Annotated in this window: 20 protein-coding genes; 10 read left to right on the forward strand and 10 right to left on the reverse strand. The window is 59.8% G+C overall.

Annotated elements, in window-relative coordinates:
• Position 1: 1 nt before the first annotated feature.
• The 4 genes from QC823_RS00835 to QC823_RS00850 all read right to left on the reverse strand — a co-directional run bounded on the left by QC823_RS00835 (position 2) and on the right by QC823_RS00850 (position 6655).
• The gene (locus QC823_RS00835; protein ID WP_309654458.1) at positions 2–1390 is read right to left on the reverse strand and encodes an ATP-binding protein; all 1389 of its coding nucleotides are present in this window, start codon (positions 1388–1390) and stop codon (positions 2–4) included.
• Positions 1387–4482 carry an efflux RND transporter permease subunit gene (locus tag QC823_RS00840; protein ID WP_309654459.1) on the reverse strand — a complete coding sequence of 1032 codons (3096 nt, stop codon included), beginning with the start codon at positions 4480–4482 and terminating at the stop codon, positions 1387–1389. Before QC823_RS00840 ends, QC823_RS00835 begins: the two co-directional genes overlap by 4 nt.
• Positions 4479–5654, reverse strand: a complete 1176-nt coding sequence (locus QC823_RS00845; RefSeq protein WP_309654460.1) for an efflux RND transporter periplasmic adaptor subunit — start codon at positions 5652–5654, stop codon at positions 4479–4481. Before QC823_RS00845 ends, QC823_RS00840 begins: the two co-directional genes overlap by 4 nt.
• A gap of 248 nt (positions 5655–5902) precedes the next feature.
• Positions 5903–6655: an SDR family NAD(P)-dependent oxidoreductase gene (locus QC823_RS00850; RefSeq protein ID WP_309654461.1), complete on the reverse strand. Its 753-nt coding sequence runs from the start codon at positions 6653–6655 to the stop codon at positions 5903–5905.
• A gap of 187 nt (positions 6656–6842) precedes the next feature.
• Between QC823_RS00850 and QC823_RS00855 the strand changes: the two genes are divergently transcribed.
• From QC823_RS00855 to trxC, 5 genes are all read left to right on the forward strand, one after another.
• Positions 6843–7622, forward strand: coding sequence for a 5-oxoprolinase subunit PxpA (locus QC823_RS00855; protein ID WP_309654462.1), 780 nt, complete (start codon positions 6843–6845; stop codon positions 7620–7622).
• Complete coding sequence (pxpB, locus tag QC823_RS00860) at positions 7623–8345, forward strand: 5-oxoprolinase subunit PxpB (protein WP_309654463.1); 723 nt, start codon at positions 7623–7625, stop codon at positions 8343–8345.
• Between the two features lie 36 nt (positions 8346–8381).
• Positions 8382–9326, forward strand: a complete 945-nt coding sequence (locus QC823_RS00865; protein ID WP_309654464.1) for a 5-oxoprolinase subunit C family protein — start codon at positions 8382–8384, stop codon at positions 9324–9326.
• A 117-nt stretch (positions 9327–9443) separates the two neighbouring features.
• Entirely contained in the window at positions 9444–9929 is a 486-nt protein-coding gene (locus tag QC823_RS00870; RefSeq protein ID WP_309654465.1) for a hypothetical protein, read from the forward strand.
• A gap of 89 nt (positions 9930–10018) precedes the next feature.
• A complete protein-coding gene (trxC, locus tag QC823_RS00875) occupies positions 10019–10459 on the forward strand; it encodes a thioredoxin TrxC (RefSeq protein WP_309654466.1) in 441 nt (146 codons plus the stop codon).
• Here the strand turns inward: trxC and QC823_RS00880 are convergent.
• Positions 10436–12079 (reverse strand): GMC family oxidoreductase, encoded by a 1644-nt coding sequence (locus QC823_RS00880; RefSeq protein ID WP_309654467.1) that lies wholly within the window; start codon positions 12077–12079, stop codon positions 10436–10438. The genes trxC and QC823_RS00880 overlap by 24 nt on opposite strands.
• Positions 12080–12258: 179 nt before the next feature.
• Here QC823_RS00880 and QC823_RS00885 point away from each other — a divergent pair, with 179 nt between their 5' ends.
• Entirely contained in the window at positions 12259–13287 is a 1029-nt protein-coding gene (locus tag QC823_RS00885) for an AraC family transcriptional regulator (RefSeq protein ID WP_309654468.1), read from the forward strand.
• A gap of 12 nt (positions 13288–13299) precedes the next feature.
• Here QC823_RS00885 and QC823_RS00890 read toward each other — a convergent pair whose 3' ends face one another.
• From QC823_RS00890 to QC823_RS00910, 5 genes are all read right to left on the reverse strand, one after another.
• Entirely contained in the window at positions 13300–14952 is a 1653-nt protein-coding gene (locus QC823_RS00890; RefSeq protein WP_309654469.1) for a fatty acid--CoA ligase, read from the reverse strand.
• 28 nt (positions 14953–14980) lie between these two features.
• The gene (gene bktB / locus QC823_RS00895; protein WP_309654470.1) at positions 14981–16168 is read right to left on the reverse strand and encodes a beta-ketothiolase BktB; all 1188 of its coding nucleotides are present in this window, start codon (positions 16166–16168) and stop codon (positions 14981–14983) included.
• A 48-nt stretch (positions 16169–16216) separates the two neighbouring features.
• Positions 16217–17371 (reverse strand): acyl-CoA dehydrogenase family protein, encoded by a 1155-nt coding sequence (locus QC823_RS00900; protein WP_309654471.1) that lies wholly within the window; start codon positions 17369–17371, stop codon positions 16217–16219.
• On the reverse strand, positions 17368–18906 hold the full coding sequence (locus QC823_RS00905; protein ID WP_309654472.1) for a fatty acyl-CoA synthetase: 1539 nt from the start codon (positions 18904–18906) through the stop codon (positions 17368–17370). Before QC823_RS00905 ends, QC823_RS00900 begins: the two co-directional genes overlap by 4 nt.
• An 89-nt stretch (positions 18907–18995) precedes the next feature.
• A complete protein-coding gene (locus tag QC823_RS00910; protein ID WP_309654473.1) occupies positions 18996–20216 on the reverse strand; it encodes an ABC transporter substrate-binding protein in 1221 nt (406 codons plus the stop codon).
• Positions 20217–20607: 391 nt separating this feature from the next.
• Here QC823_RS00910 and pyp point away from each other — a divergent pair, with 391 nt between their 5' ends.
• Genes pyp through QC823_RS00930 form a run of 4 tightly spaced genes read left to right on the forward strand, consistent with a single transcriptional unit; the run spans position 20608 to position 24195 of the window.
• Positions 20608–20985 (forward strand): photoactive yellow protein, encoded by a 378-nt coding sequence (pyp, locus tag QC823_RS00915; RefSeq protein WP_309654474.1) that lies wholly within the window; start codon positions 20608–20610, stop codon positions 20983–20985.
• Between the two features lie 43 nt (positions 20986–21028).
• Complete coding sequence (locus QC823_RS00920; protein WP_309654475.1) at positions 21029–22192, forward strand: AMP-binding protein; 1164 nt, start codon at positions 21029–21031, stop codon at positions 22190–22192.
• A gap of 46 nt (positions 22193–22238) precedes the next feature.
• Entirely contained in the window at positions 22239–23801 is a 1563-nt protein-coding gene (locus tag QC823_RS00925; RefSeq protein WP_309654476.1) for an HAL/PAL/TAL family ammonia-lyase, read from the forward strand.
• Between the two features lie 22 nt (positions 23802–23823).
• Positions 23824–24195: a thiol-disulfide oxidoreductase DCC family protein gene (locus QC823_RS00930; RefSeq protein ID WP_309654477.1), complete on the forward strand. Its 372-nt coding sequence runs from the start codon at positions 23824–23826 to the stop codon at positions 24193–24195.
• Positions 24196–24202 lie beyond the last annotated feature (7 nt).

Raw genomic sequence — 24202 nt, forward strand, 5'->3', positions numbered from 1 at the left:
TTTATGTCGATAAAAGCGGGAAGAACAGCGTCCAGCGTAGCCCGCCAAGCGGTGAGTTACTGGCCTCTAGTGTGCCACCGTGGGCGTGTATCAGGGCACTGGCAATCGATAGCCCGAGGCCACTGCCGCCGCTGGCGCGGCTGCGCGAACCTTCCACCCGGTAGAGACGTTCGGTAAGACGAGAAAGTTCGCTTTCTGGTACGCCAGGGGCGCTATCTTCCCAGGTGAGCACCGCCTGTTGCCCTTGGCGTTTAAGCGTGATGCGAAGGTGGCCGGGGTTATCGGTATAGGCGCAGCTGTTATCCAGCAGGTTGCTCCAAAGCTGGCGCAGGCGCTGGGCATCGCCCTGAATGGTCACGTTGCTTTCAATGTTGGTATGTAAGGTAAGCCCGCGGTCATTCAGCCAGCGCTCGGCGTCGGCGAGGCGGTTTTGCAGGTTGTCGCTTAAATTAAGCGGGGATAGGTGAATATCCAACGCCCCAGCATCGCTTTGCGAGAGCAGGCGTAAATCGGCCACTAACCGTTCCAGCTGCTCAACCTCTTGGGCGAGCGAGCCTAGGTTTTCTTGGTTGAGCGGGCGAATGCCATCCTGCATGGCTTCGATCTCGCCGCGCAGCACGGCAAGCGGCGTGCGCAGCTCGTGAGCGGTATCCGATACCCAGCGGGCGCGGGCATCGCGGCTGGCTTCCAGCGTCGCGGCAAGGACGTTGAAATCCCGCGCCAGGCGCGACAGTTCATCACGGCCGCGTTCGGGCAAACGGGTGTGGTAGTCGCCGCGGGTTAAGCGCAGCGTGGCGCCGGCCAGCGCCCGCGCGCGTCGCCCAAGCCACCACGACAGCCCGCCGGCGAGCAGTAACGAGGCAAGGCCCAGCGAGAGCACAATAATCAACAGGTTGCGTTGCTGTCGCTCTAAAAAGCGGCTCTCCATGCGCTCCATCATTTGCTGCGGCGGGCGAAACCCTAGCGTGCCGATCACGTGCTCATCCACTTTTAATACCAACCACTGCCAATCACCGGCGCGCTGCGCTTGCTGAGGGATGATAAATCGGCCATCGCGGGCACGCAGGGCAAAATCCCGCGCTTCCCCCAGCGGCGAGGGGCGCTCGCGGTGCGATTGGCCCAACGCGTGGCGCACCACAGCGGGCCAGCGCTCAGGCTCGCGCGCTAACCATTCCCAGCTTTGGTGATACTGCCAACGGTTGACTAATCCATCTGCTAGCACGCGGGCACGGCGCTCCTGGGCTTGGTTGAGGTAATCCAGAAAGCCGCGGTCGATACTGTAAGACACCGCCATGAACACGCCGGCGGAAATAGCCACGTTGACGCTTAAAATGATCGCGAAAAGCTTAAGCCCGAGCCGCGATGGCCGCCACGCGAATGTCTTGCTCATGGGGTGACCTTGGGGATTGGGTGGGTGAGTTGGAAGCGCTCGCGTAGGTTTTCAAGGCCAAGGTAGAGACATGGCACCAGCACCAGCAAAATCAACGTCGCGAACAGCATGCCAAAGCCAAGCGAGATCGCCATCGGGATCATAAAACGCGCTTGGCGAGACGTTTCCAGCATCATCGGCGCAAGCCCCAGAAAGGTGGTTAAGGTGGTCATCATGATCGGCCGCAAGCGGCGGGTCGCGGCGGCCACGATGGCCTCGCGGGCGGCCAAGCCCTCGCGGCGTTTGCGGTTAGCGTAGTCGATCAGCACCAGGGCGTCGTTAATCACCACGCCCGAGAGTGCCAGCATCCCCAGTAGGCTGATAATCGAGAGGCCAAAGCCCAGGATCACGTGGCCGCCAATGGCGCCGACGATGCCGAACGGAATCGCGGCGAGCACTAAAAGCGGTTGGGTGTAGCTGCGAAACGGAATCGCCAGCAGGGCATAGAGCGCACCGAGCATCAGCCACATGGCCGTGCGTAATGCGGCGAGGTTATCCGCCGTGTCCTGCTGGCGCCCGCCTAAGCTGATGTCCAACCCGGAAAACTCGGCTTTCAAACGCGGGAACACGTCTTCTTCAACGGTGGCGAGCACCTGGTTAATGGCCGTGTCGCCTTGGGTATCGGCGGTGACGGTGATAATGCGCCGCCCGTCGATGCGTTGCAGGCTGCTTGAGGCTTGGCTTAGCGTTATATCCGCGACCCGCGAAAGCGGCACGCTCAACCCATCGGGGGTGCGCACCGGTAAGCGGTAGAGTTCACTCAAGCTGTCGCGCGCCTCTTTCGGCAGGCGCACGTCCACGCTGATTTCATGGCGGCCGACAAATTGCTCGACGGCGGTAGCGCCTTGCAGCGGGCCGCGCAGCGCTTGCGCTAACTCGCGGCCGGTAAGGCCCAGCGCGCGCCCCTCGTTGGACAAGCGCATTTCCAGCTGCGGCTTACCATCACCTAGGCCGCTGTCGATGTCGATCAAGCCGTAGTCGCCAAGTTCCGCGGCCAAGCGGTTGGCGGCGTTTTCCAACACCGGGGTGCTCGGGTGTGAGAGGCGCAAGCTCAGCGCCGCCCCGCTGCCGGGGCCGCCAGCGTCAGATTCAAAGCGCACCGATTGCGCGCCGACCAAGTCACCGCTTAGCTCCCGCCACTGGCGGGCGATCCGTGAGGGAGGCCAGTCATCCAAGCTGTCACGGGCGATGTCCAGGCGCACGCGTAGGCTTTCGCCGTCAAGCTGGGTGCGCGTGCTGCTAAAGGCAAGCCCGGCTTCACGCTCGGCTAGCGCCTCGGCGGCGTCAAGGAGTTGCTGGCTTAAATCACGGCTGAGGGTGATTGGGCTGCCGATGGGCACCGTAATGCTGGCCTGTACCTGGTCGGACTCTACTCGCGGCATGAGCGAAAACCCCAGTCGGCCGCTCATCGCCCAGGCCAGTGTGACCACCAGCACGGTGATACCTACCGCCACGGTGAGCAGGCGCTGGTTAAGCGCGCGTTGCAAAAACGGCTCAAACTGGTGATACGTCACATGATGAAGCCCTGCCTGCATGCGCTGGCGCACGGCTTCAAGCGGGCGCTGCCAGGCAGGCGTTTGGCGCGGCTTGTGGGCATGGGCTAAATGAGCGGGGAGGATAAACAGCGCCTCCAGCCAGGAGATCAAAAATACCGTCACCACGACCAAGGGCACGGTGGCAAAAATCAGCCCTAAAAAGCCGGGGAGAAACAGCAGCGGCAAAAACGCGACGATATTGGAAAGAATCGCAAACGTTAGCGGGGTGGCAATTTCCCGCGCGCCGCGTACCGCCGCATCGCGCCGCGAATAGCCTTGCTCGCGATAGCTGTAGATATTTTCCCCCACCATGATGGCGTCATCCACCACAATGCCGAGCGCAATAATAAAGGCAAACATCGATATCATGTTGATCGACACGCCAAGCCAGGGCAGAAACAGCATGGCGCCCAAGAAAGCGGTGGGAATCCCGAGCGTTACCCAAAACGCCAGGCGCGCTTCTAAAAACAGTGCCATCAATACCAATACAAGCGCCAAGCCTAGCCAGGCATTTTTCAGCAACAGATCCACCCGGCCTTGATACACCTCGGAGGTGTCGCGGGAGATATCCAGGCTCACGCCCTCGGGCAACCCCGCGCGCAGGCGATCAAGCTCGCCTTGGACAGCCTCAGAGATCCCGGTGGGCGTTTGGTTGCCGATTTGATACACATTCACCGACAGCGCGGGCTCGCCGTTGTAGAAAATTTCGCGGTCGGTTTCGGCAAAGCCCGCGCTGACTTTCGCGATATCGCCAAGGCGGACCGGCGCGCCTTGGGTACTGGTGATGACGGGCAGGTCAGCAAAGGCCTCAACGCTGTCGCGGCGGCCCTGGTAGCGAATTAGCCACTCGCCTTCCTGAGTTGTCAGTTGGCCGCTGGCCAAATCCAACGCCTCGGTGCCAATGCGCGTGGCAAGCGCTTGGTGATCCAGCCCGAAGCGTTCGATGGCTTCGGCGTCTAAGTGCACTTGAATCTCGCGGGCGCGATTGCCGGAGAGCTCCGCGCGGGCAATGCCGCTGGTGGCCTGTAATTCGGCGCGTACGTCTTCGGCCGCGTCGTGAAGGGTTTGTAGCCCTACGTGGCCGTATACTTGCAAGCTCAGCACACTGCGCGAGCGACCCGACAGGGTAAAGCGCGGCGGGTCGGCGGCGCTGGGTAAAATGGTGATGGCGTTTACCGCCTGCTGAATATCCTGATAAACACGCATCACGTCGACGCCATCGGTGAGCTCGGCGCGCACTTGGCCGCTGCCCTCGTTGGCGGTGGCGGTAAACTCATCGATGCCTTCTACATCGGCAAGCGCGGCCTCCACGGGGAGCAGCAGGCTCTGCTCGATATCCTCCGGAGTGGCGCCGGGGTAGCTGATGCTGACGGTGACGATTTCCATTTCGAAATCGGGGAAGAGCTCTTTTTTGATCGCAAGCGACGTTATCAGGCCGCCGGCAATCAGCAGGATCATCAGTAAGTTTGGCGCGACGCCGTGGTCGACCATCCATGCCAGCGGGCCACGGCGAGTCATTGTGCGGCCTCCCGCACGCGCACGCGCTGGCCGTCACTGGGCTGAGCCAAGCCCGCGACGACCACGCGCGTATCCGCGTCAAGGCCGGTGCGCACCAGCGCCTGCGTTTCACCGCGGTAGGCAAGGGTAACCGTGGTTTGGCGCAGTTGGTCATCGTCATCAAGCGTCCATACCACATCACCCGGCCTAAGCGCTGACGAGGGCAGGGCGATTAGCGCCTCTCGCGGTTTGGGGTGAAGTATCGCGCGCACGATGTCGCCTAAACGCAGCGCCGGGCCGCTGCTCTCAAGTGCTAGCGGGTCCTCCACGGCGATTAAAACCTGCGCCTGCAGGCCGTTTTCTTCCAGGTTAGGCAGGATCGATACCAGCTCGCCCTCGCGTTGCTCACCTGTTGGCCAGCCTCGGCTGGTTAAGGTGACGCGATCCCCGACTGCGAGCCACCCTAACCATTCCCCAGGCAGGGAAGCGCGCACCCAAAACTGTTCAACGCCGACCAAGTGAATCACTTCGCTACCCTGGCTTAACAGGCTACCGGCACCGGCTAAACGCTCTCGCACCATGGCGCGCCAAGGCGTGGTGAGCGTGGCGCGTTCCAGGTTCAGCGCGGCCTGATCGCGGGCGACGCGGGCTTGGGTAACGCCCGCCTGGGCTTGGCGTAGTTGCGGCTCGCGCAGCACCAGTGCCCGGCGCTCAGGCGAAAGCTCACGACCAAACGACTGATATTCGCTGCGCGCGCGCTGCTGCTCGCCCTGCTCAAGCGCTAACTGCGCTTGGGCGTTAGCAAGCTCAGCCTCGGCGTCCTCTAGTGCCAGGCGTAAATCGGCCTGGTCGATGGTCGCGAGTGTCGCGCCTTGTTCCACCACGCCACCAGGCACCACGTCCTGGCCGAAATGGGTTAGCTCGCCGGCCACGCGGCTAGCGATATTGGCCTGCTGCTCGGCCTCCACGCGGCCAAACGCCTCTAACGTTGGCGCTTGCTCAACGCGTTGGGTGTGAATGACCTCCACCAGCGGCGGGGTGGGCTCTGGCGGCGGGCGACGCTCGATGCGCGGCGGCTGATTAAGTAGCCACCATGCTAGCGTGGCCCCGCCGACAAGTACCAACAACGCCGCCAGCGCGCCGAGGTGAAAGCGGCCCGTTTGGCGAGAAAAGCGAAAGCGAGAGTCAATCATGTACGTGGCAGCGTCCCTGTGGCGTAGAAAGCATCCAAGAGAATAGCGTTATTCCCAATATAAAAAACGACGGCAATGTCAAAAGCCGACGAGAGGCGAAAGCGTTGTAAAGCGCAGTGTGTAGTATCGCCAGTGTCAGTGACGCGAGAAGGCACACAATGTGGAAAGTCTGTGCAACTAGCGATGTTACCTGGCAGGGAATGCGTCGGCGGGCGTTAAGAGCCCGCCGCAAAGGCTGAGTAAAACGCTTAGGATTTACCGGCGGTAAAGCCGCCATCAACCAGTAGGTGCGCGCCGGTGACAAAGCTGGCTTCGTCGCTGGCGAGGAATAAAAAAGCGTTAGCGATTTCTTCCGGGCGACCGAGGCGCCCCATGGGGTGCAGCTGGATTAACCCTTGAATCAAGTCGTCGTCGAGCGCTTCCAGTAGCGGCGTGTCGATATAACCTGGGCCAATCGCGTTGACCCGTACGCCTTTTGGCGCGGCTTCGATACCAAGGGTGCGGGTCATATTGACCACGCCGCCTTTGGCCGCGGTGTAGGCGGCGGTTTGCGACTGACCGAACACACCAAGGATGGAGGCGCAGTTAACGATGCTGCCGCTGCCCTGGCGATACATGACCTTAAGTGCGGCGCGGGCGACGCGAAAAACGCCATTTAGGTTGATGTCGATGATGCGCAGGTATTCGTCATCGCTGACTTCATCAGAGGGGCAAAGCCCGCCAATCCCGGCATTATTGAACACGGCATCGACGCTGCCAAGCTCGGCCACCGTCTCCTCAAAGAGCTTATCGACCTGGGCGGTCTCGGTGACATCGCACACCTTAAACAAGCAGCGGCCGCTGTATTGATCGTCAAGCTTTTGAGCGTGGGCCGCGCCGTCACTGCTTTCTATATCGGCGATCACCACGCTCGCGCCCTCTTCCAGGCAGCGCTTAACGCTTGCCAAGCCAATACCGCTGGCACCGCCGGTCACGATGACATTTTTTTCGTGTAGTCGCATAAGGTGTCACTCCTTGGATCAATTTCTTTGGCTTTGCCTTTCGGCATTTTTCCAGACAGGGTTAGCCCAAGCTCTAAGATGTATAGCTGAATATGGCGTGTCAAGCACATGCGGTTTTTCGCTGCGAAGGGTTTTACTGCGACAATGTTGATAAATTGTCAGCATAGATAACGTCAAGGAGAGCTATATGCCGTCACATTCGTTACTGCTCAATGCCGATATGGGCGAGAGCTTCGGGCCCTGGGTCATGGGGATGGATCACGAGGTGATGCCGCATATCGATCTGGCTAACGTGGCTTGCGGGTTTCACGCTTCCGACCCCGATGTAATGCGTATGACGGTGCGCCTGGCGCGCAAGCATGGCGTCACGGTGGGAGCGCACCCGGCGTATCCGGATATGGTCGGGTTTGGCCGCCGCTCGCTTTCGTGTTCGGCGGAGGAAGTCGAGAACCTGGTGCTCTACCAGCTCGGGGCACTAGCGGGGGTGTGTCGCGCCGAAGGATTAACGATCGGCTACGTTAAGCCCCATGGCGCGCTCTATAACGACATGGCCCGCGATCCGGAAATCATGACTGCCGTTATACGGGCGATTCTGGCCTTTGATGCGTCGCTTCCTTTAATGACCATGGCGACCCGCGATACGCAATCTGCTCGCGCGCTGGCCGCCGAACACGGCGTCACGCTGTGGTTCGAGGCATTTGCCGATCGCGCCTACGACGAAGAAGGGCGCTTGGTGTCGCGGCGTGAAATGGGGGCGGTGCATCACGACCCGGACGTGATTGTCGATCAGGCAGTGCGCATCGCCCGGGGGCAGCCGCTAACCGCCTGCGATGGCAGCGAGCTGATACTTGAGGCGGACACGCTGTGTGTGCATGGCGATAACCCGGAATCTATTGCGGCCGTGAAAGCCATTCGCCAGGCGCTCACCGACCACGCTCGCCAGGAGGCAGAGATAGGAGACAGATAAGTGAGTGCAAACGGTCAACACCTGCCCCGACTTGAGGCAGCCGGCTTGGATGGCTGGCTGGTGCGGCTATTCGAGCGTATCGACGAAGACAACCTCGCCTGGATCAGCGCGCTGGCGCGCGAGTGCGAAGCGGCGTTCGGGTCCGCGCTTATCGATTTGGTGCCGTCTTACACCACGCTGCTGGTGGTATTCGACCCTATGCAGCTAACCCCGCCAGCCGCACGACAGCGCTTATGCCAACGGCTCGGCCAGCTAAAGCCCGACGACGCCGCACTGGCGGGTAACGTGCACGAGCTACCGACCTGGTATGACCCAAGCGTTGGCCCCGATCTAGCACGCGTTGCTCAACATGCGGGCTTAAGCGTTGAGCAAGTGATTGATTGTCATGCTAGTACGACGTATCGCGTGTTTGCTTTGGGCTTTGCGCCGGGGTTTGCGTTTATGGGGCTGTTGGATAAAACGCTGGAAGTCCCACGGCTCGACACCCCGCGTCAGCGCGTGCCGGTGAACAGCGTGGCGATTACCGGGCGCCAGACGGCGGCGTACCCTGCGGCCACACCGGGCGGCTGGAATATCCTCGGGCGCACAGCGGCAAAGCTCTTCGACCGTGAGCGGGAGGGGTTTAGCTTGTTAAACGTGGGGGATCGCGTGCGCTTTGTGCCGGTGGATCGAGATACCTTCGCCAGCAAGGGCGGCGATACCACCCCCGTCGATGACACCTAGCGACTCGTAAGGAAAGCGAATGAGTGAGGTAGGCCTATGACAGAGACAAACCACGTGGGGTTTCGTGTCGAGCGCGCGGGGCCACTGGCGCTTTTGCAGGATGCCGGGCGTTTTGGCGTGCGCCGCCTGGGCGTGACGCAAGGTGGCCCGGCGGATTTACACGGCTGGGCATGGGCCAATCGCCTCGCCGGAAACCCGTGGGGGGCGGCCGCGCTTGAGGTCACCTTCGGCGGATTAACCCTAAAAGCACAGCGCGATCTCACCATTGCGGTAGCCGGCGCCGACTTGGGGGTGACCCTGGATAACAAACCGCTGCCGCTTTGGCAGCCGGTCAAGGTGGGTGAAGGGCAAACGCTGTGCTTTGGCTCGCCGATGAATGGCCTGCGCGCGTATCTGGCGGTCGCCGGCGGTTTTAGCGCCGAGCCGGTGCTGGGAAGCGTGAGCTGCGTTTCACGCGAGGAACTCGGCGGCTTTGACGGCCACGGCAGCAAGCTCGCCGAGGGCGATCGTTTAACGGTGAGCGACAAGGCTGGTCAATCAATAAAGCCCACTCAGGCGCCTGATATTGACCGTATCGACTACCGCACGCCGGCAACGCTTGCGCTGTTGCCCGGCGCGCAGGTAAGTGATTTTACCGGCGCGAGCCTTTATGCCGCGTTCAACCAGGCGTGGCAAGTGGATGATCGCGCCGACCGCATGGGCGTGCGTTTGACCGGCCCAAGGCTTGAATGCCGCCTTGGCGCGATGATCTCCGAAGGCATTGGCCTCGGCGCCGTTCAAGTGCCGCCGGATGGCCAGCCCATCGCCTTGCTCAACGACCGCCAAACCATCGGCGGCTACCCACGCCTAGGCGCGCTGACGCCGCTCTCCGCCGCGCGCCTAGCGCAATGCTTGCCCGGTCAGGAGGTGCGGCTTAGCGCTATTTCAAGTGAACACGCCCTGATGTCGCACCGACGTTTTAGGCATTGTTTCGCCACCTAGCTGGGCGAGCCGGCTGCGCGATTAATGTCTGATATGTATTTATAGAATATTATTATTCATTTATTATTGATGATGGGGTGCTAAAAGACACCGTCAATTCGGTTGGGAGCAACGACTATGCGCTATGTTTTACGCTGCATTTTACTCAGTGGCCTATTGTTTTCGGCGGTAAGCTGGGCTCAGACGCCGTTAGCCGTGGAAGACGCGCTTTCTGAAGCGACGCTACCCGATGCTCACGGCAATGAGTATCAGATCCCTTACCCTGGTCTTCGCTATCTTTTATTCAGCGACGATATGGACGGGAACGAACTGATGGAGCAGGCATTTGGCGGCCTGGATAAAGGCGAATTCACGGCCGCAGGCCTAGCCTATGCGGCCGATATCAGTGGTATGCCCGGCCTTATTGCACGCTTCATCGCTGTTCCATCGCTACGTGATTATCCCTTCCGCGTATTATTGGCAAGAGATGAAAGTACGCTTGCCCACATTCCGCGCGAAGAAGGCCGCGTCACCGTGTTAACGCTGACTGCGGACGGCACCGTGTCACACATACGTTTTGTGAATCACGTAGACGAACTCAAGGCGCTACTCTCTTTCCGCTAGCGCCATGTGGTTAGTCGTGTATTGGGTTCGCCGCGTACGCCCTGACACTCAATATTTTGTGCAGAAATTTATGCCTTCCGGAGAAATTTATGTCTGATGCACTAACGCTTGGTTGTCCAAACTGCCTAGCGATTAACCGTGTTAACCGCACACGGTTAACGGATAACCCGACTTGCGGCAAATGCAAAACCCCACTGTTCACCGGTGAGCCTGTGACGCTGACGTCTGCCAATTTCCATGCGTTGGTCGAGCGTAGCGAAATGCCGGTCGTGGTCGATCTCTGGGCGAGCTGGTGTGGCCCATGCAAAATGATGGGGCCGATTTTTGCCGACGCGGCTCGCGAACTGGAACCGCGTATACGTTTCGCCAAGCTCGATACCGAGGCAGAGCAAGCGCTTGCCGGGCGCTTTAATGTGCGCAGCATTCCTACGCTTATCGTGTTCAAAAATGGTCGCGAAGTGGCTCGCCAGGCTGGCGTCATGCAGCAGGCCCAGCTACGCCAATGGCTAACTCCCCATTTGATTGAATAGGTTGTTATTCCAGCCGTTCTCAAAGCCCTTTTGGCGAATCAAGTCGGCGGCGCGGCTGGCGATGGCAGTGACCGGCATGGTGGTGTTGCCGCTGATCAGCCGCGGCATAATCGACGCATCCACCACGCGCACGTTTTCCAATCCGTGTATCCGCAGTTCAGGGTCTACCACGGCCATTGCGTCGCTGCCCATGCGGCATGTCCCCACAGGGTGGTAGATGCTTTCGGCGCGGTGACGAATGTCTCGCTTTAGGGCGCTTGTGTCCGTCACGCTGGGGCCGGGTTGCCATTCCTTTTTGCCCAGTTGGCTAAGAGAGGGCTGGTTCATGATCTCGCGCGCGGTCTCCAGCGCCCGCAGCATCCCCGCCATGTCTTGAGGCTCGCTCAGGTAGCGCGGGTCAATCCGTGGGCTATCACTGGGATTGGCTGATGATAGGCCAATCTGGCCGCGGCTAGCCGGGCGTAGCAGGCAAGCGCGCAGGGTATAGCCGAAATAGCGTATCGTGGGGCCTAGCTGGCGGCCGTGTTTCACCTCGACGGCGGGAAGGAAGTGCAGCTGCACATCAGGGCGAGCGCTATCGGGGTTGGTGGCGACAAAGCCACCGGCTTCGGCCAGGTTGGAGGTAAGCTCACCTTGACGCTGATTGAGATACGCTTTTAACGCTCGGTAGCCTCGGGGCCAATAACGTGGGTGCAGCGAAATGCTGTGGTGGCGCTGCTCGTGCCAGATCACGCTGATATCAAGATGGTCCTGCAAGTTGTGACCCACGCCGGGCAGGGCCAGCTTTACGGGAATGCCGTGCTGTGTGAGCTCCTGTTCAGGGCCAATTCCCGAGAGCATGAGAAGCTGCGGGGTATGAATCGCCCCGGCACACAGCAAGGCTTCACCCGTTACCGGCACGCGGTGGTGTTTGCCACGGCTCAAATAGTGCACGGCGGTGCAGCGCTGGCCTGTCATTTCCAGACGCTGCACCTGGGCGCCGGTCAGCACGTGAAGGTTGGGGCGCTCAAGCGCCGGCTGCAAAAACGCGTGGGCATTGCTGCAACGCTGCCCCTCGCGCTGCATCACGTGGTAAAACCCCACGCCTTCCTGTTGTGCGCCGTTGAAATCGCTATTGGCCGGTAGGCCCGCTTCTTGCGCTGCCTTGATAAACGCATGGCTGAGAGGGTTAGTGCTACGCAGCTTGCTGACGGTGATGGGCCCTCCTTCACCGTGCAGGGGTGAAGGGCCTAGCGGGTGATCTTCAATCGCCCGAAAATATGGCAGCAGTGATGGAAAGTCCCAGCCGGAAAGCGCCTCGTCTTCCGCCGCCCACGCGTTATAGTCTTGCGGCTGGCCTCGCGTGCAGCACATGGCGTTGATGGCGCTACTGCCACCGAGGGTCTTGCCTCTGGGCCAAAAAAGACGCCGGCCATTGAGCGCTGATTGCGGGGTGGTGTGTAACGCCCAGTTTAGCTGGCGGCTATGCATTAGCGGCAGAATGCCCGCTGGAGCGCGAATGAGCGGGTTGGTATCCGTGGGTCCGGCTTCGAGAAGGCAAACCTGGCAAGCCGGGTGGCGGCTAAGACGCTCGGCAAGTACGCACGCCGCGGCGCCTCCCCCGATGATGACATAATCCATTATTTTGATTCCGTTGCTGTTTTTTGTATTAGACCAGTCGGCTATTGCGCTTCTTTGACCATAGCTGGTATTAAAATGCGAACCAAACAGCGTTGATAAAAAACACCATTTGGTTAATGGCAAATCGTTAATGGCAAAACGGGAAGACTAGGGGGCGCGCTCTGACAGCGACTATTTCGATGCACTTTGTCAGGTCACTGTTTGATGGCTTGCCGCAGGAGGCCGCGTGGCAAAAGCGTTGGCTCAAGCGCGCGGGGATCTCGCCGTTTTTGCTGGGCTCATCGCACGGCCGGGTAACGGTTGAGCAATTTGCCACGCTGTATCGGCTGTTGGTCAATGAGTGCGATGACGAAACGCCGGGTTTCTTTGCCCGCCCGCTGCGCGGGGGCACGCTCAAGCTGCTGTGTTTGAGCGTGTTGGAGGCGCCGACGCTCAAGGTGGCGCTGCATCGCTATACGCTGTTTTTCCACATTCTGCTCGACGACTTTGCCTACGACTACCGCGTGGAAGGGGATCTGGCGCGTATCGCCCTGGTCGAAAAGCAACCGCTAAACGGCAACCGCGTGCTGATCCACGAGTTAATGCTCAAGCTTTTTCACGGCATTGCCTCGTGGCTGATTGCGCGCAAAATCCCCCCGGCGATGATGGAGTGCGCCTACGCGCAGCCACCGCATAGCGCGGATTATTTGTACTTCTATCCGGGGAAAGTCGCGTTTGATTGCCCGCAGACAGTGTTCTATTTCGACCGGTCGCTGCTGGAAGAGCCCATTCGCCAAACCAAACGCCACTTGGGCGCGTTTCTCAAGCGAGCACCGGCCGACTGGTTTTACGTCTCCTTTGAAGACCGTTTATTCTCGCACCGAGTGCGAGAATATCTGGTGAAAGAGTACGTGGTGAAAGAATATGTGGTGCGTCAACAATGCATGCCGACAAACGTAAAAGAGGTGGCGGAGGCGCTGAATGTATCGGTGCGAACCCTGTCGCGACGCTTGACCGTCGAAGGCACGCACTTTCAGGCGGTCAAGGACGAGCTTCGTCGGGATATGGCAGTTGAGGCGCTGACCCGCAGCAACGAGCCATTGGTGAGCATCGCCGAAGGGTTAGGCTTTGAAGATCAGGCTTGTTTTAGCCGCGCGTTTCGCGCCTGGACCGGTAATTCGCCCGCCGCGTACCGGCGGGCGACCGTGATGCCGACGCTCTCACCGTAAGGGCATCTAACCTCACACTTCTTGGCGAATGCGTTTTTTATCGAGCTTGCCGACGCTGGTTTTCGGGATCTCATCAACGAAACGGATAAAAGACGGCAGCGCCCAGCGGTTAATCTTGCCTTGTTCGATAAACTGGTTGAGAAACGCCTGGATGTCATCGCTTTCGGGTGGGGCGTTAAGATCGCTAGGCACTACAAGCGCGGCGGGCCGTTCGCCCCACTTGTCGTCTGTTACCCCAATCACCGCGACTTCCGCAACGCCGGGGCACTGGGCAATCAGGTTCTCAAGCTCAAGCGACGAGACCCATTCCCCGCCGGTTTTGATCACGTCTTTGATGCGGTCGCGGATCTGCAGAAAGCCGCGCGCATCGAGCGTTGCCACATCGCCGGTATGAAGCCAACCGTATTGCCACAGCGCTTCGCTGCGCTCGGTTTCTTTGTAGTACGCCTGGGTCAGCCAGGGCGCACGCACGCGGACTTCACCGACGCTCTCGCCATCGTGGGGCAGTGGTTCCCCGGCTTCGTTAACCACCTGCATATGCACCAGCGGAATGGGCACGCCCGCCTTGCAGCGCCACGGCAACTGGGTGTCGAAATCGGCGTCGTTGATGTCTTGAGGCAGAATGTCGGCGGTAAGCAGCGGGCAGGTTTCCGACATGCCGTAAGCAGTACGGGTATCGATGCCCAGCTCCCACGCGCGGCGCGACAATGCTTGCGTGAGCGGGCTACCGCCGACCAGGACTTTCCAGCCGCTAAGATCGACCTTGCCTGAGTCGATGGCCTCGGCGCCGACCACCATGCCGAGCAGCGTTGGCACACAGTGCGAGAAATCGACCTTTTCCGTGACCAGCAGCTTGATCAGCATGTCAGGCTCATAGCGCCCAGGGTAGACTTGCGTGGCACCGAGCAACGTCGCGCTATAGGGGACGCCCCACGCATGAACGTGGAACATCGGCGTGATCGGCATGTACACCTTGTCGCGATTGAGTAGCTCAAAACCGGGTGCCTGTAGCGTGCTGGCCTCGGTCAGGGTGTGCAGCACCAGTTGCCGGTGGGTGAAGTAAACGCCCTTAGGATTGCCGGTGGTGCCGGTGGTGTAGAAAAGCGTGGCCACCGCGTTTTCATCGAAGGTGGGGAAGTCGTAGTCGGTGGGTTGCTCGGCCAATAGCGCTTCGTATTCACCGACAACGGGCAGCGTTGTGTTGAGCTCGCCTGGCTCATCCTGGCAGAGCAGGTAGCCACGAATCATCGGGAGGCGTTCGTGAAGGGGCTCTAACAGCGGCACGAAATCCGGATGGATAAGCACGAAGGCGTCTTCGGCGTGCTCCATGGTGTAGTGGACCTGCTCGGGGGAGAGGCGCACGTTCACCGTATGCAGCACCGCGCCGATCATCGGTACAGCAAAAAAAGCTTCCAGGTAGCGGTGGCTATCCCAGTCGAGCACCGCGACCACGTCGCCGGCCTGCACGCCTTGCGTGGTTAACAGGTGAGCCAGCTGGTGAACCCGCTCTTGAAAGCGGGTGTAGCTGTGGCGGCTTAGGTCGCGGTAGATGATTTGATTGTCTCCCGCCATGCGCACGCCGCTTTCCAACAGTTCGCTGATTAAAAGCGGCGGATTGGTTGCTGAAGCCGTGGGCGGCAGAATTTTGGGCGTGACGGTCGTCATTGTTGTGTGTCCTTTTTTTGCGTATGAATTAGCTGCGCTCGATCAGCAGGGCAATGCCTTGGCCGCCGCCGATGCATAAGGTAATTAACCCGTAGCGCCCGCCGGTGCGCTCAAGCTCGGCCAGCGCCTTTAGCGTCAGGATAGCGCCAGTCGCACCGACCGGATGCCCAAGCCCTACAGCGCCGCCGTTGGGGTTGAGTCGCTCGGCAGGGAAGTCGAGTTCGTCAGCCACCGCGATGGCCTGGGCGGCAAAGGCTTCGTTGGATTCAATCACGTCAATATCGCCGATAGAAAGCCCGGCCTGCGAGAGACAGCGGGTTACCGCAGGAATCGGCCCTAGCCCCATCAAATGCGGCTCGACCCCGGCGGAAGTGCCCACCAGCAGCCGTGCTCGGGGTGTTAAGCCGCGCCGCTTGGCCTCGTCAGCGTCGGCGAGCACCAAGCTTGCGGCGCCATCGTTTAACCCCGAGGCGTTGCCGGCGGTGACGATGCCGTCTTTCTGGAAGGCCGGTTTGAGCCGCGCCAGATCGTCTAGCGAAACGCCTTCACGGACGTGTTCGTCTTGGTCAAACACGCGCTCTTTTTTGCCCTCGCGCACTGTCACCGGCACAATTTGCTCGGCAAAGCGCCCCTCGGCAATGGCGCGCGCCGCTTTGTGGTGACTCTCCATGGCAAAACGATCCACCGCCTCGCGGCTTATGCCGTAGCGGCTGGCGATATTCTCGGCGGTGCAGCCCATATGGCCGCTACCAAAAGGGTCGCTTAAGATGCCAAGGGTTAAATCGGTGACGGTCGCGTGGCCCATGCGCAGCCCGGCGCGCGCCTGCGGCGGCAACAAATAGGCGCCGCGGCTCATGGATTCGGCGCCGCCTGCCAGGGCAAAGCGGCTATCGCCCAGGGTGATTTGTTGGGCCGCGGAGAGCAGCGCCTGCACGCCGGAACCGCACAGGCGGTTGACGTTTAGCGCGCCGGCGCCGTCGGGCACGCCCGCCTCACGAGCGATATGGCGGGCGAGGTAGGCATCCTGCGGGCCGGTGGTGATGATATGGCCGTAGACCGCGTGGTCGATGGCGTCGGCCTCAACGCCTGAGCGGCTTAGGGCTTCTCGGGCGGTAATGGTGCCGAGCTCAAACGGCGCAAGCCCCGAGAGGCTGCCGCCGAAGCTGCCAATGGCCGTGCGGGCGCCGCCCAGGATGACAACGGAATCAAGACGCATGCGAGTAATCCTTCTGTAGCGAAATAGGGGCTAAATTGGAGTCAGAGATTAGGCTTTGCCTAGTAGCGAACGGGCCACCACTTCTTTCATGATTTCCGAGGTGCCGGCGTAGATCGTCTGTACGCGAGCATCAAGGTAGAAGCGTGAAATGGGGTACTCTCGGGTATAGCCATAGCCGCCAAATAGCTGCAAACAAGTATTGGCCGTAGCGCACTGCATCTCGGTTAAGCGCAGCTTGAGCACCGCCGCCTCGGTGGGGCCCATCTTGCCGTGACGATACTGCGCCATGCACTTTTCTAAATAGGCGCGGCCCATCTCGATATCTGCCTGCACCTCGGCGAGGGTGAAGCGAGTGTTTTGGAAATCACCGATCCGCTGGCCGAAGGCGCGACGCTCTTTGACATATTCCAAGGTCAGCGCGAGCGAGCCCTCCATGGCGCCGAGTGCCTGCGCCCCGACCCCCAGGCGTTCGCGAGGCAGTTCTTGCATCAGGTAGGCAAAGCCTGCCCCTTCTTCGCCAAGCAGCGCCTCGTCGGGTAGCTCCATGCCATCGAAGAACAGCTCCGCTGTGTCGCTGGCGTGCTGGCCGATTTTCTTGATCGGCTGACCGCGGGAAAAGCCGGGTAGGGAGGTGTCGACCAAAAACAGCGAGACGCCTTTGGCCCCGGCGCTGGGGTCGGTTTTGGCGCAGACAATCACCAAATCCGCCACTTGGCCGTTGGTGATGAAAATCTTGCTGCCGTCTAGCTGCCAGCCGCGCTCGGTGCGCTGAGCGCGGGTTTTCATGGCGGCCATGTCACTGCCGGCGCCGGGCTCGGTCATGGCGATGGCGCCGATTACGTCACCCTTGGCCATGGCCGGTAGCCAGCGTTCTTGCTGCGCGGGTGTCGCGATATGCAGCAGGTACGGCATAACGATATTGGCGTGGATATTGTAAGCGCTTGCCAGCCCGCCAAAGCCGCGCCGCGAGATTTCTTCGATGGCAAGCTGGGTAATGGTGAAATCAGCCCCGGCGCCGCCCAAGGCGTCCGGCATATCGATACCCAATAGCCCCGCTTCGCCCATGCGCTGCCACAGTGCGCGCGGCACCTCGCCGGCCTCTTCCCAGGCGTCGTAATGGGGCGCGACTTCCTGCTCCAGAAAGCGGCAGATCATGTCATGAAACAGCGAGGTCAGTTCATCGTCTTGCGTATTGAGGCTCACGCGTCAAGCTCCTTGCGCAGGTGGCGTTTGAGAATTTTGCCGGCGGTGCTCTTGGGCAAGGCGTCGGCGAAGTGCACCTGCTTGGGCACCTTGTAGTGCGCCATGAGGCCTTTGGCGTGCTCGATCAGCGCGGCTTCGCTCACTTCTTCCCCTTCTTTGAGTACCACCACGGCGGTGATTGCCTCGATCCATTTGTCATCGGGCAGGCCGATGACGGCGACCTCGGAGACGGCGGGGTGTTGGAACAGTGCTTCTTCCACCTCGCGGCTAGCCACCACAATGCCGCCGGTATTGATCACGTCCTTAATGCGGTCGACCACGTAGAGATATCCCGCCTCGTCGACGTAACCCACGTCGCCGGAGTGAAACCAGCCGCCGATAAACGCCTCTTCGGTCATCTTGGGCTTGTCCCAGTAGCCGGTGAGTAGCTGCGGCGAGCGGTGGACGATCTCGCCATGCTCGCCTGCGGGGACGTCGTTCATCTCGGCGTCGACGATGCGCGTCTCGACGGTCAGGATCGGGCGGCCAGCTGAGGCCGGGCGGTCGTCGTGCTCCTCGGGTCTTAATACCGTGGCAAGCGGGGCAATTTCGCTTTGGCCGTAGCAGTTGTAGAGCTCCACACCGGGGATGCGTTGGCGTAGCTCTTCGAGCACCGGCACTGGCATGATCGAGGCGCCGTAGTAGGCCTTTTTCAAGCGGCTTAAGTCGTGGCGGTCAAAATCGGGGTGGCGCAACAGGCTGATCCACACCGTGGGCGGGGCGAAGAACGAGACAGTGCCGTGACGCTCGATTTGCGCCAAGCAGTCATCCGGCGTGGGCGCTTCGCGCAGGTGTACCGGCGCCCCGAGCAGCAGCGCGGGCATTAAAAAGACATGCATTTGCGCCGAGTGGTAAAGCGGCAGGGCGGCGAGCATGGGCTCGTCGTTCTTGATGTCTAGCGCCACCATGCAGGCCATGTACTCGGCGAGCAGCGCCTGATGGGTCATCATTGCCGCTTTGGGGGCGGCGGTGGTGCCCGAGGTATACAGCAACTGCGCCAGGTCCTGGCCTTCGAGTGCTATCTCGGGCTCATCGTCGTCGCCTTCCGCTAGGGCTATCTGAAGCACATCGAAGCCTTCGCTCTCTTGGGCGTGCAGCGTGCCGGAGAGGGTGAGTTTCACCGAGCGGCAGGCGGCGTCGACTTTATCGGCCAGGCTGATATCGCTTAATAGCCCGCTGGCGCCGGATTGCTCAAGAATATAGCTGAGCTCTTCGCTACTCAGGGCGAAGTTGATCGGCACATGCACCAAACCGGCGCGGGTGGCGGCCAGCCAGGCGATCACGTAGGCATCGGAGTTTTTGCCGTAAACGGCCAGACGATCGCCCGGCTTGAGGCCTTGGTCCAAAAGGCGGTTAGCGACCCGGTTGACGGCCCGGTTCAGCTCGGCGTAATGCCACTGGCGGTCATTGAACGCCAGCGCTAACCGGCTGGCATTTTTGCTGGCGCTACGGGCAAGGGCGGCGCCAATGGTGTTTTGCTGGATGCGGCTCTGCATGGTGATACCATCTCCTGTAACAGTGTCCTGTCATAGTGTTGTTGTCATAACGCTAGAGCGTTAAAACGTGAGAACGTTAAGGAGACGGGTTAGCTGTTGTTCACCAAAGGGCAGTCGCTTTCGCTGAGGGGGCGGAAAGCTTCTTCAGCGGGAATGGTGCGCACCAGCCGGAACAGGTCGTCTTCGCCAGTCGACTCGTCAGGTGATTTCACTTCGACCAGGTACATGTCGTGAACCATGCGGCCGTCTTCACGGATATAGCCGCCGCTGGCGAAAATATCGTTAATCGGCGTGGCCGCCATCTGCTCGCGCACCGCCTGCGCCTCATCGGTGCCGATCGCCTCAATCGCTTGCAAGTAGTGCAGCGTGCTGGAGTAAAGGCCAGCGTGAACTTGAGTGGGCATGCTGCCGGTACGTTCTTTGAAGCGCTCACCCCAGGCACGTGCGTCCTCGTTTAAATCGTAATACCAAGCGGTGGTGAACTGAAGCCCTTGGGCGGCTTCAAGGCCTAAGCTACGTACATCGGTGCTGAACAGCACCATGCCTGCCAAAATCTGACCCGCTTGGGTGATGCCGAATTCGCCCGCGGTGCGAATCGCGTTGGTGGTATCGGAGCCGGCGTTATTAAGCGCAATGACATCCGCGCCGGACGCTTGCGCCTGTAGCATGAAAGAGGAGAAATCATTGCTCGGGAAGGGGTGACGGATGCTATCGACGATATTGCCGCCGTTTTCTTCCACCACGCGGGTGACATCGCGCTCAAGCGCATGGCCGAAGGAATAATCGGCACTGAGCAGGAACCAGTCGGTATTGCCTTCTTGCGTAATAGCGCTCGCGGTGCCGTTGGACATCGCCCAGGTGTCGTAGACCCAGTGGATATGGTTGGGGGAGCAGCTTTCATTTGTCACCCCGGAGGAAACCGCACCGTTGACCAACCCAAGGCGGTTTTCTTCCTCTAGTAACCTGACAGCGGCCAGGGTGACAGAAGAAGCCACAAGCCCTGTCACCATGTCCACGTTTTGCTCGTCAATCCAGCCGCGTACCACGCTGGAGCCAACATCGGGGCTGTTGCGATCATCGGCGCTGAATAGCGCAATCTCAGCCCCGGCGACGCTGCCGCCCATGTCTTCAATGGCCATCTCAATGGCGTCTTGGCCCAGCGGGCCGATGGGGTCGCGGTAGGCACCGCTCATATCGGCTAAGTAACCGATGCGGATTTCGTTGTCGGTCATCTCATTGGCGCCGGCGTGGCTAGCCAGCATGACGGAAGCGGCGAGGGTGCTGAGGGTGAGGCATTGCGTTAATTTCATTGTGAAGCCTTAGCTGTTGTTATTGTAGGAAGCTGATGTAGTCTTCAGCTGTGGTATTTAGCCGCCATTGTTGACAGGCTGTCACACCATGCTAGAAACAAACGCACCCGCTAAGTTGACTGATCCGGTCATTTTTTTTGCAATTCATGCCAACTTTTGGCGGTTAGCCGTTTGCGTAAAGTGGATTGTCGAAGAAAAAGCCACATTTTAGGACATCGCGCCTAAAAAATAAGGCAAAGCCGCTAGGGAGCCGTCACCAGGAAAGCTGATTTTTATTATGCAATAGTTGTACATAGCGTTGTGTTGTGCATTTACAAATACGCTGCTATGGTTATTTCGGTAACCAAAATTACAACGTTGTAATTAATTAGAATTGAGCAAGGAGTTAGTTATGGAAATGGTGAAATTCGGTAGCGATGATATCGAAAACAGCTTAGCGAGCATGGACGATAAAAAGCTGGATGAGTTGGCCTTTGGCGCAATTCAGCTTGATAAAGACGGCAAGATTATTCAGTACAACGCCGCAGAAGGCGGTATCACCGGTCGCGACCCGAAGAGCGTGATTGGCAAAAACTTCTTTAAACAAGTCGCCCCCTGCACACAGGGCAAAGAGTTTGAGGGTCGCTTTAAAGACGGCGTGAAAAATGGCAACCTCAATACCATGTTTGAGTATGTGTTTGACTATCAAATGCAGCCCACCAAAGTAAAAATCCACATGAAGAAAGCCATTTCTGGCGATACGTATTGGATTTTTGTCAAGCGAGTATAAAATACGTTTACTGCTATTAAATGGTGATGAAGGAACGTAATCCGTGCCAACATGGATGACCCCAAAACTGATCGACCCGTTGCTGCGTTCGCTATTACAGTCTGAACTCAGCGCCTATCGGGGTGTTCCACTCTCTGCCATTTCTGACGCTCCTGCGATTGATTCGCTGGAGCGTCTTTATTTGGCCTCCAGCGTAGCGGAGTTTTTCTGCCTGCACGAAACGGGTTCCGAAGACCGCCTACTGATGAAAGAGGGCGTGGACGCGTGGACAGAACTCATTGCACAAGCGGTGGCATATACCTCCGGCTTGGTGTTTCGCACTTCGGGCAGTACTGGCGACCCCAAAGCCTGCCACCACCGCTGGGCGGATATTGAAGCCGAAGCGCAAGCGCTGCATCAGCGTATTTGCGAGCGCATCACGCCTGAGCGCGTTGTGGCGTGGCTTCCTTTGCATCATCTTTACGGTTTTATGCTGGGCGTCGCCTATCCCGCCTTCAATGATGTGGAGATGGTGGTGGCTGACAAAACGCTACCCACGCTGCAGGAAGGTGATGTCGTGGTCACCGTGCCGCCACGTTGGACTTATCTTGCCAAGACGCGTACCGATTGGCCTTCGAGTGTGCTGGGGGTGAGCTCAACAGCGCCGCTACCGAGCGACGTCGCAGAACGTCTGTCACAGCAAAGTCTGTCACAGCAAAGTCTTTCACAACAACGCATAGCCGCGGTGATGGAAATTTACGGCAGTTCAGAAACCGGCGGCGTGGCCACGCGCTTTCACCATGACGCGCCTTTTACCCTGCTTTCCCATTGGCAACAAGCGACAGCCGATACGCTGACTGCGGCAGACGCGCGCGATCATGCGGTGAATTTGCCTGACCGCGTTGTATGGGAAGATACGCGCCGCTTTACCTTAGCGGGACGACACGATGATGTGGTGTCGATTGGCGGCGTTAATGTCAGCCCCGCCGCCGTTGCCCGCGAGATAGAAGCTATTCCCGAGGTGCGCCAGTGCGCGGTAAGGCCCACCCAAGCCGGCAATGGTCAGGTTCGTCTCAAGGCCTTCGTGGTACCCACCGACCCTTCACGCGATATCGCCGAGCACATTGACGCCACGCTTGACGCGTGGCCTGCCGCCAAGCGCCCAATCGCTATTACCTATGGTGATGCGCTACCCACCAATGCCATGGGCAAGTTAACCGATTGGTAGCCTTGCTCACGCTGCGCCCGTAACGGCACGACAACCAGGACATTGCATGCTGACCTCCCTCACGCTTGAGCAACTTGAAGCTGTGGCGCTAGCGCGCGACACCGTCACCCTTTCGCCGGCAGAGCGCCAACGAGTGGAAAAAGCCCATGCGTTTCTGCTCGAACGTATTGCCTCGCGTCAACGTATTTATGGCGTCACTACCGGTTACGGTCCGTTAGCCAGTACCTATGTCGCCCCGGAACAATCAGCGCTGTTGCAGCAAAATTTGGTATACCACCTCTGCAGTGGCGTGGGGGAGGCGTTAACGACCGACCAAGCGCGCGCGTTGATGACGGCTCGTTTGATCAGCCTGTGCCAGGGTCACTCGGGAGTGAGCTCCGCGCTGGTCGAGCGGGTAGTGTGGTGGTTGGAGCAGGGCGTCACGCCGGAAATCCCCTCGCGGGGTACCGTCGGCGCCAGCGGCGACTTAACGCCGCTGGCACACCTTGCCAGAGCGCTTAGCGGAGAAGGGCGCGTAAGCGTGAACGGCGGCCCGTGGATCGCGAGCGCAGAAGCACACCAACAGCTGGGTATTGCCCCGCTGATACTCGCGCATAAAGATGCCATTGCCCTGGTCAACGGCACGTCGGTCACAGCCGGTATTGCCGCGCTCAATGCGGTGCGAGCGCAGCGGGCGGTGAAACTCAGCACGCTGCTGGTATTGCTTTATGCCGAGTTGTTAGAGGGGCACCGCGAAGCGTTTCATCCCCACATTGGGGTCGTGCGCCCGCATCCTGGGCAGCAGCAACTTCATCACTGGCTGTGGGAACTATCGGCCGAAAGCCAAGCGCTTAAACCGCTGGAGGTGGCAACGCTGCCCGGCGCACTGCAAAGTGTCTCGCGCGATCAGGCGCTACCGCAAGACGCTTACACGTTGCGCTGTGCTCCGCAAGCGCTGGGCGCCGTATGGGATGTCTGCACGCAGCACGCCAAAACGGTCGAAACCGAACTTTCCTCCGTCAGCGATAACCCCCTGCTTTTCCCCGATGAAAGCGCGATTCTGCATGGCGGTAACTTTTTTGGGCAGCACCTTGCCTTTGCCAGCGACCACTTGAATAACGCCGTGATACAGATGGCGCTCTACAGTGAAAGGCGTATCGCCCGCATTACCGACCCGGCGCGCAACCAAGGCTTTCCCGCTTTTATGCAGCCGCGCGATACCGGGCTACACAGCGGCTTTATGGGCGCCCAAGTCAGCGCCACGTCGTTGGTAGCGGAGCTTCGCAGCCACGCCATGCCCGCGTCCATTCAATCGATACCCACCAACGCGGATAATCAGGACATCGTGCCGCTGGGCACCATTGCCGCTAGGCGCGTTAGCACCAGCATTACCCAGCTCTATCAGGTAATGGCGATTGAGGCGTTAGTGCTGGCACAAGGTGTTGAGATCGCCGGCCGTGAGTCCTTAAGCCCCGCCACGCAAGCGCTGCATCAATGGGTACGCCAACACGCCGCCGCCTTGGACGGCGACCGCCCCTTGGCCGATGACATTGAGGCCGTGGCGCAAGCGCTGATGGACCCTGATCAAGTGGCACCACTTTTAGCCCCGCTGGAAAGTACGCTACCCTGAGTCGGGAAAAAATGGTGACAATATGCCGAATGAATCTCGCCTAAAGGTCTTTTACGACGGCGCCTGCCCGGTGTGCCAGCGTGACCGTACCCGCTATGAACGCTGGGCGGGTGAAGCCGGCAGCGGCGTTAAGTGGTGTGACTTAAACCAAAACCATGAGACCTTGCGCGCCAAAGGCATTGACCCGCAAGCGGCGTTACTCTCGCTGCATGTCGAAACCGAAAAAGGCGAAATTCGTGAGGGAATAGAAGCCTATATCGCGCTGATGCGGCGCGTTCCCCGCCTGAAACCGCTTGCGTGGCTAATCGGGTTGCCGGTGCTCAAACCGGTGCTGCGATTTGGCTATGATTATTGGGTGAAACGGCGCTTAAAACGTGAAGGGCGTCTACCGTAACTGGCGC

This window comes from Vreelandella vilamensis (genome assembly GCF_031451755.1).
GTDB lineage: Bacteria > Pseudomonadota > Gammaproteobacteria > Pseudomonadales > Halomonadaceae > Vreelandella > Vreelandella vilamensis.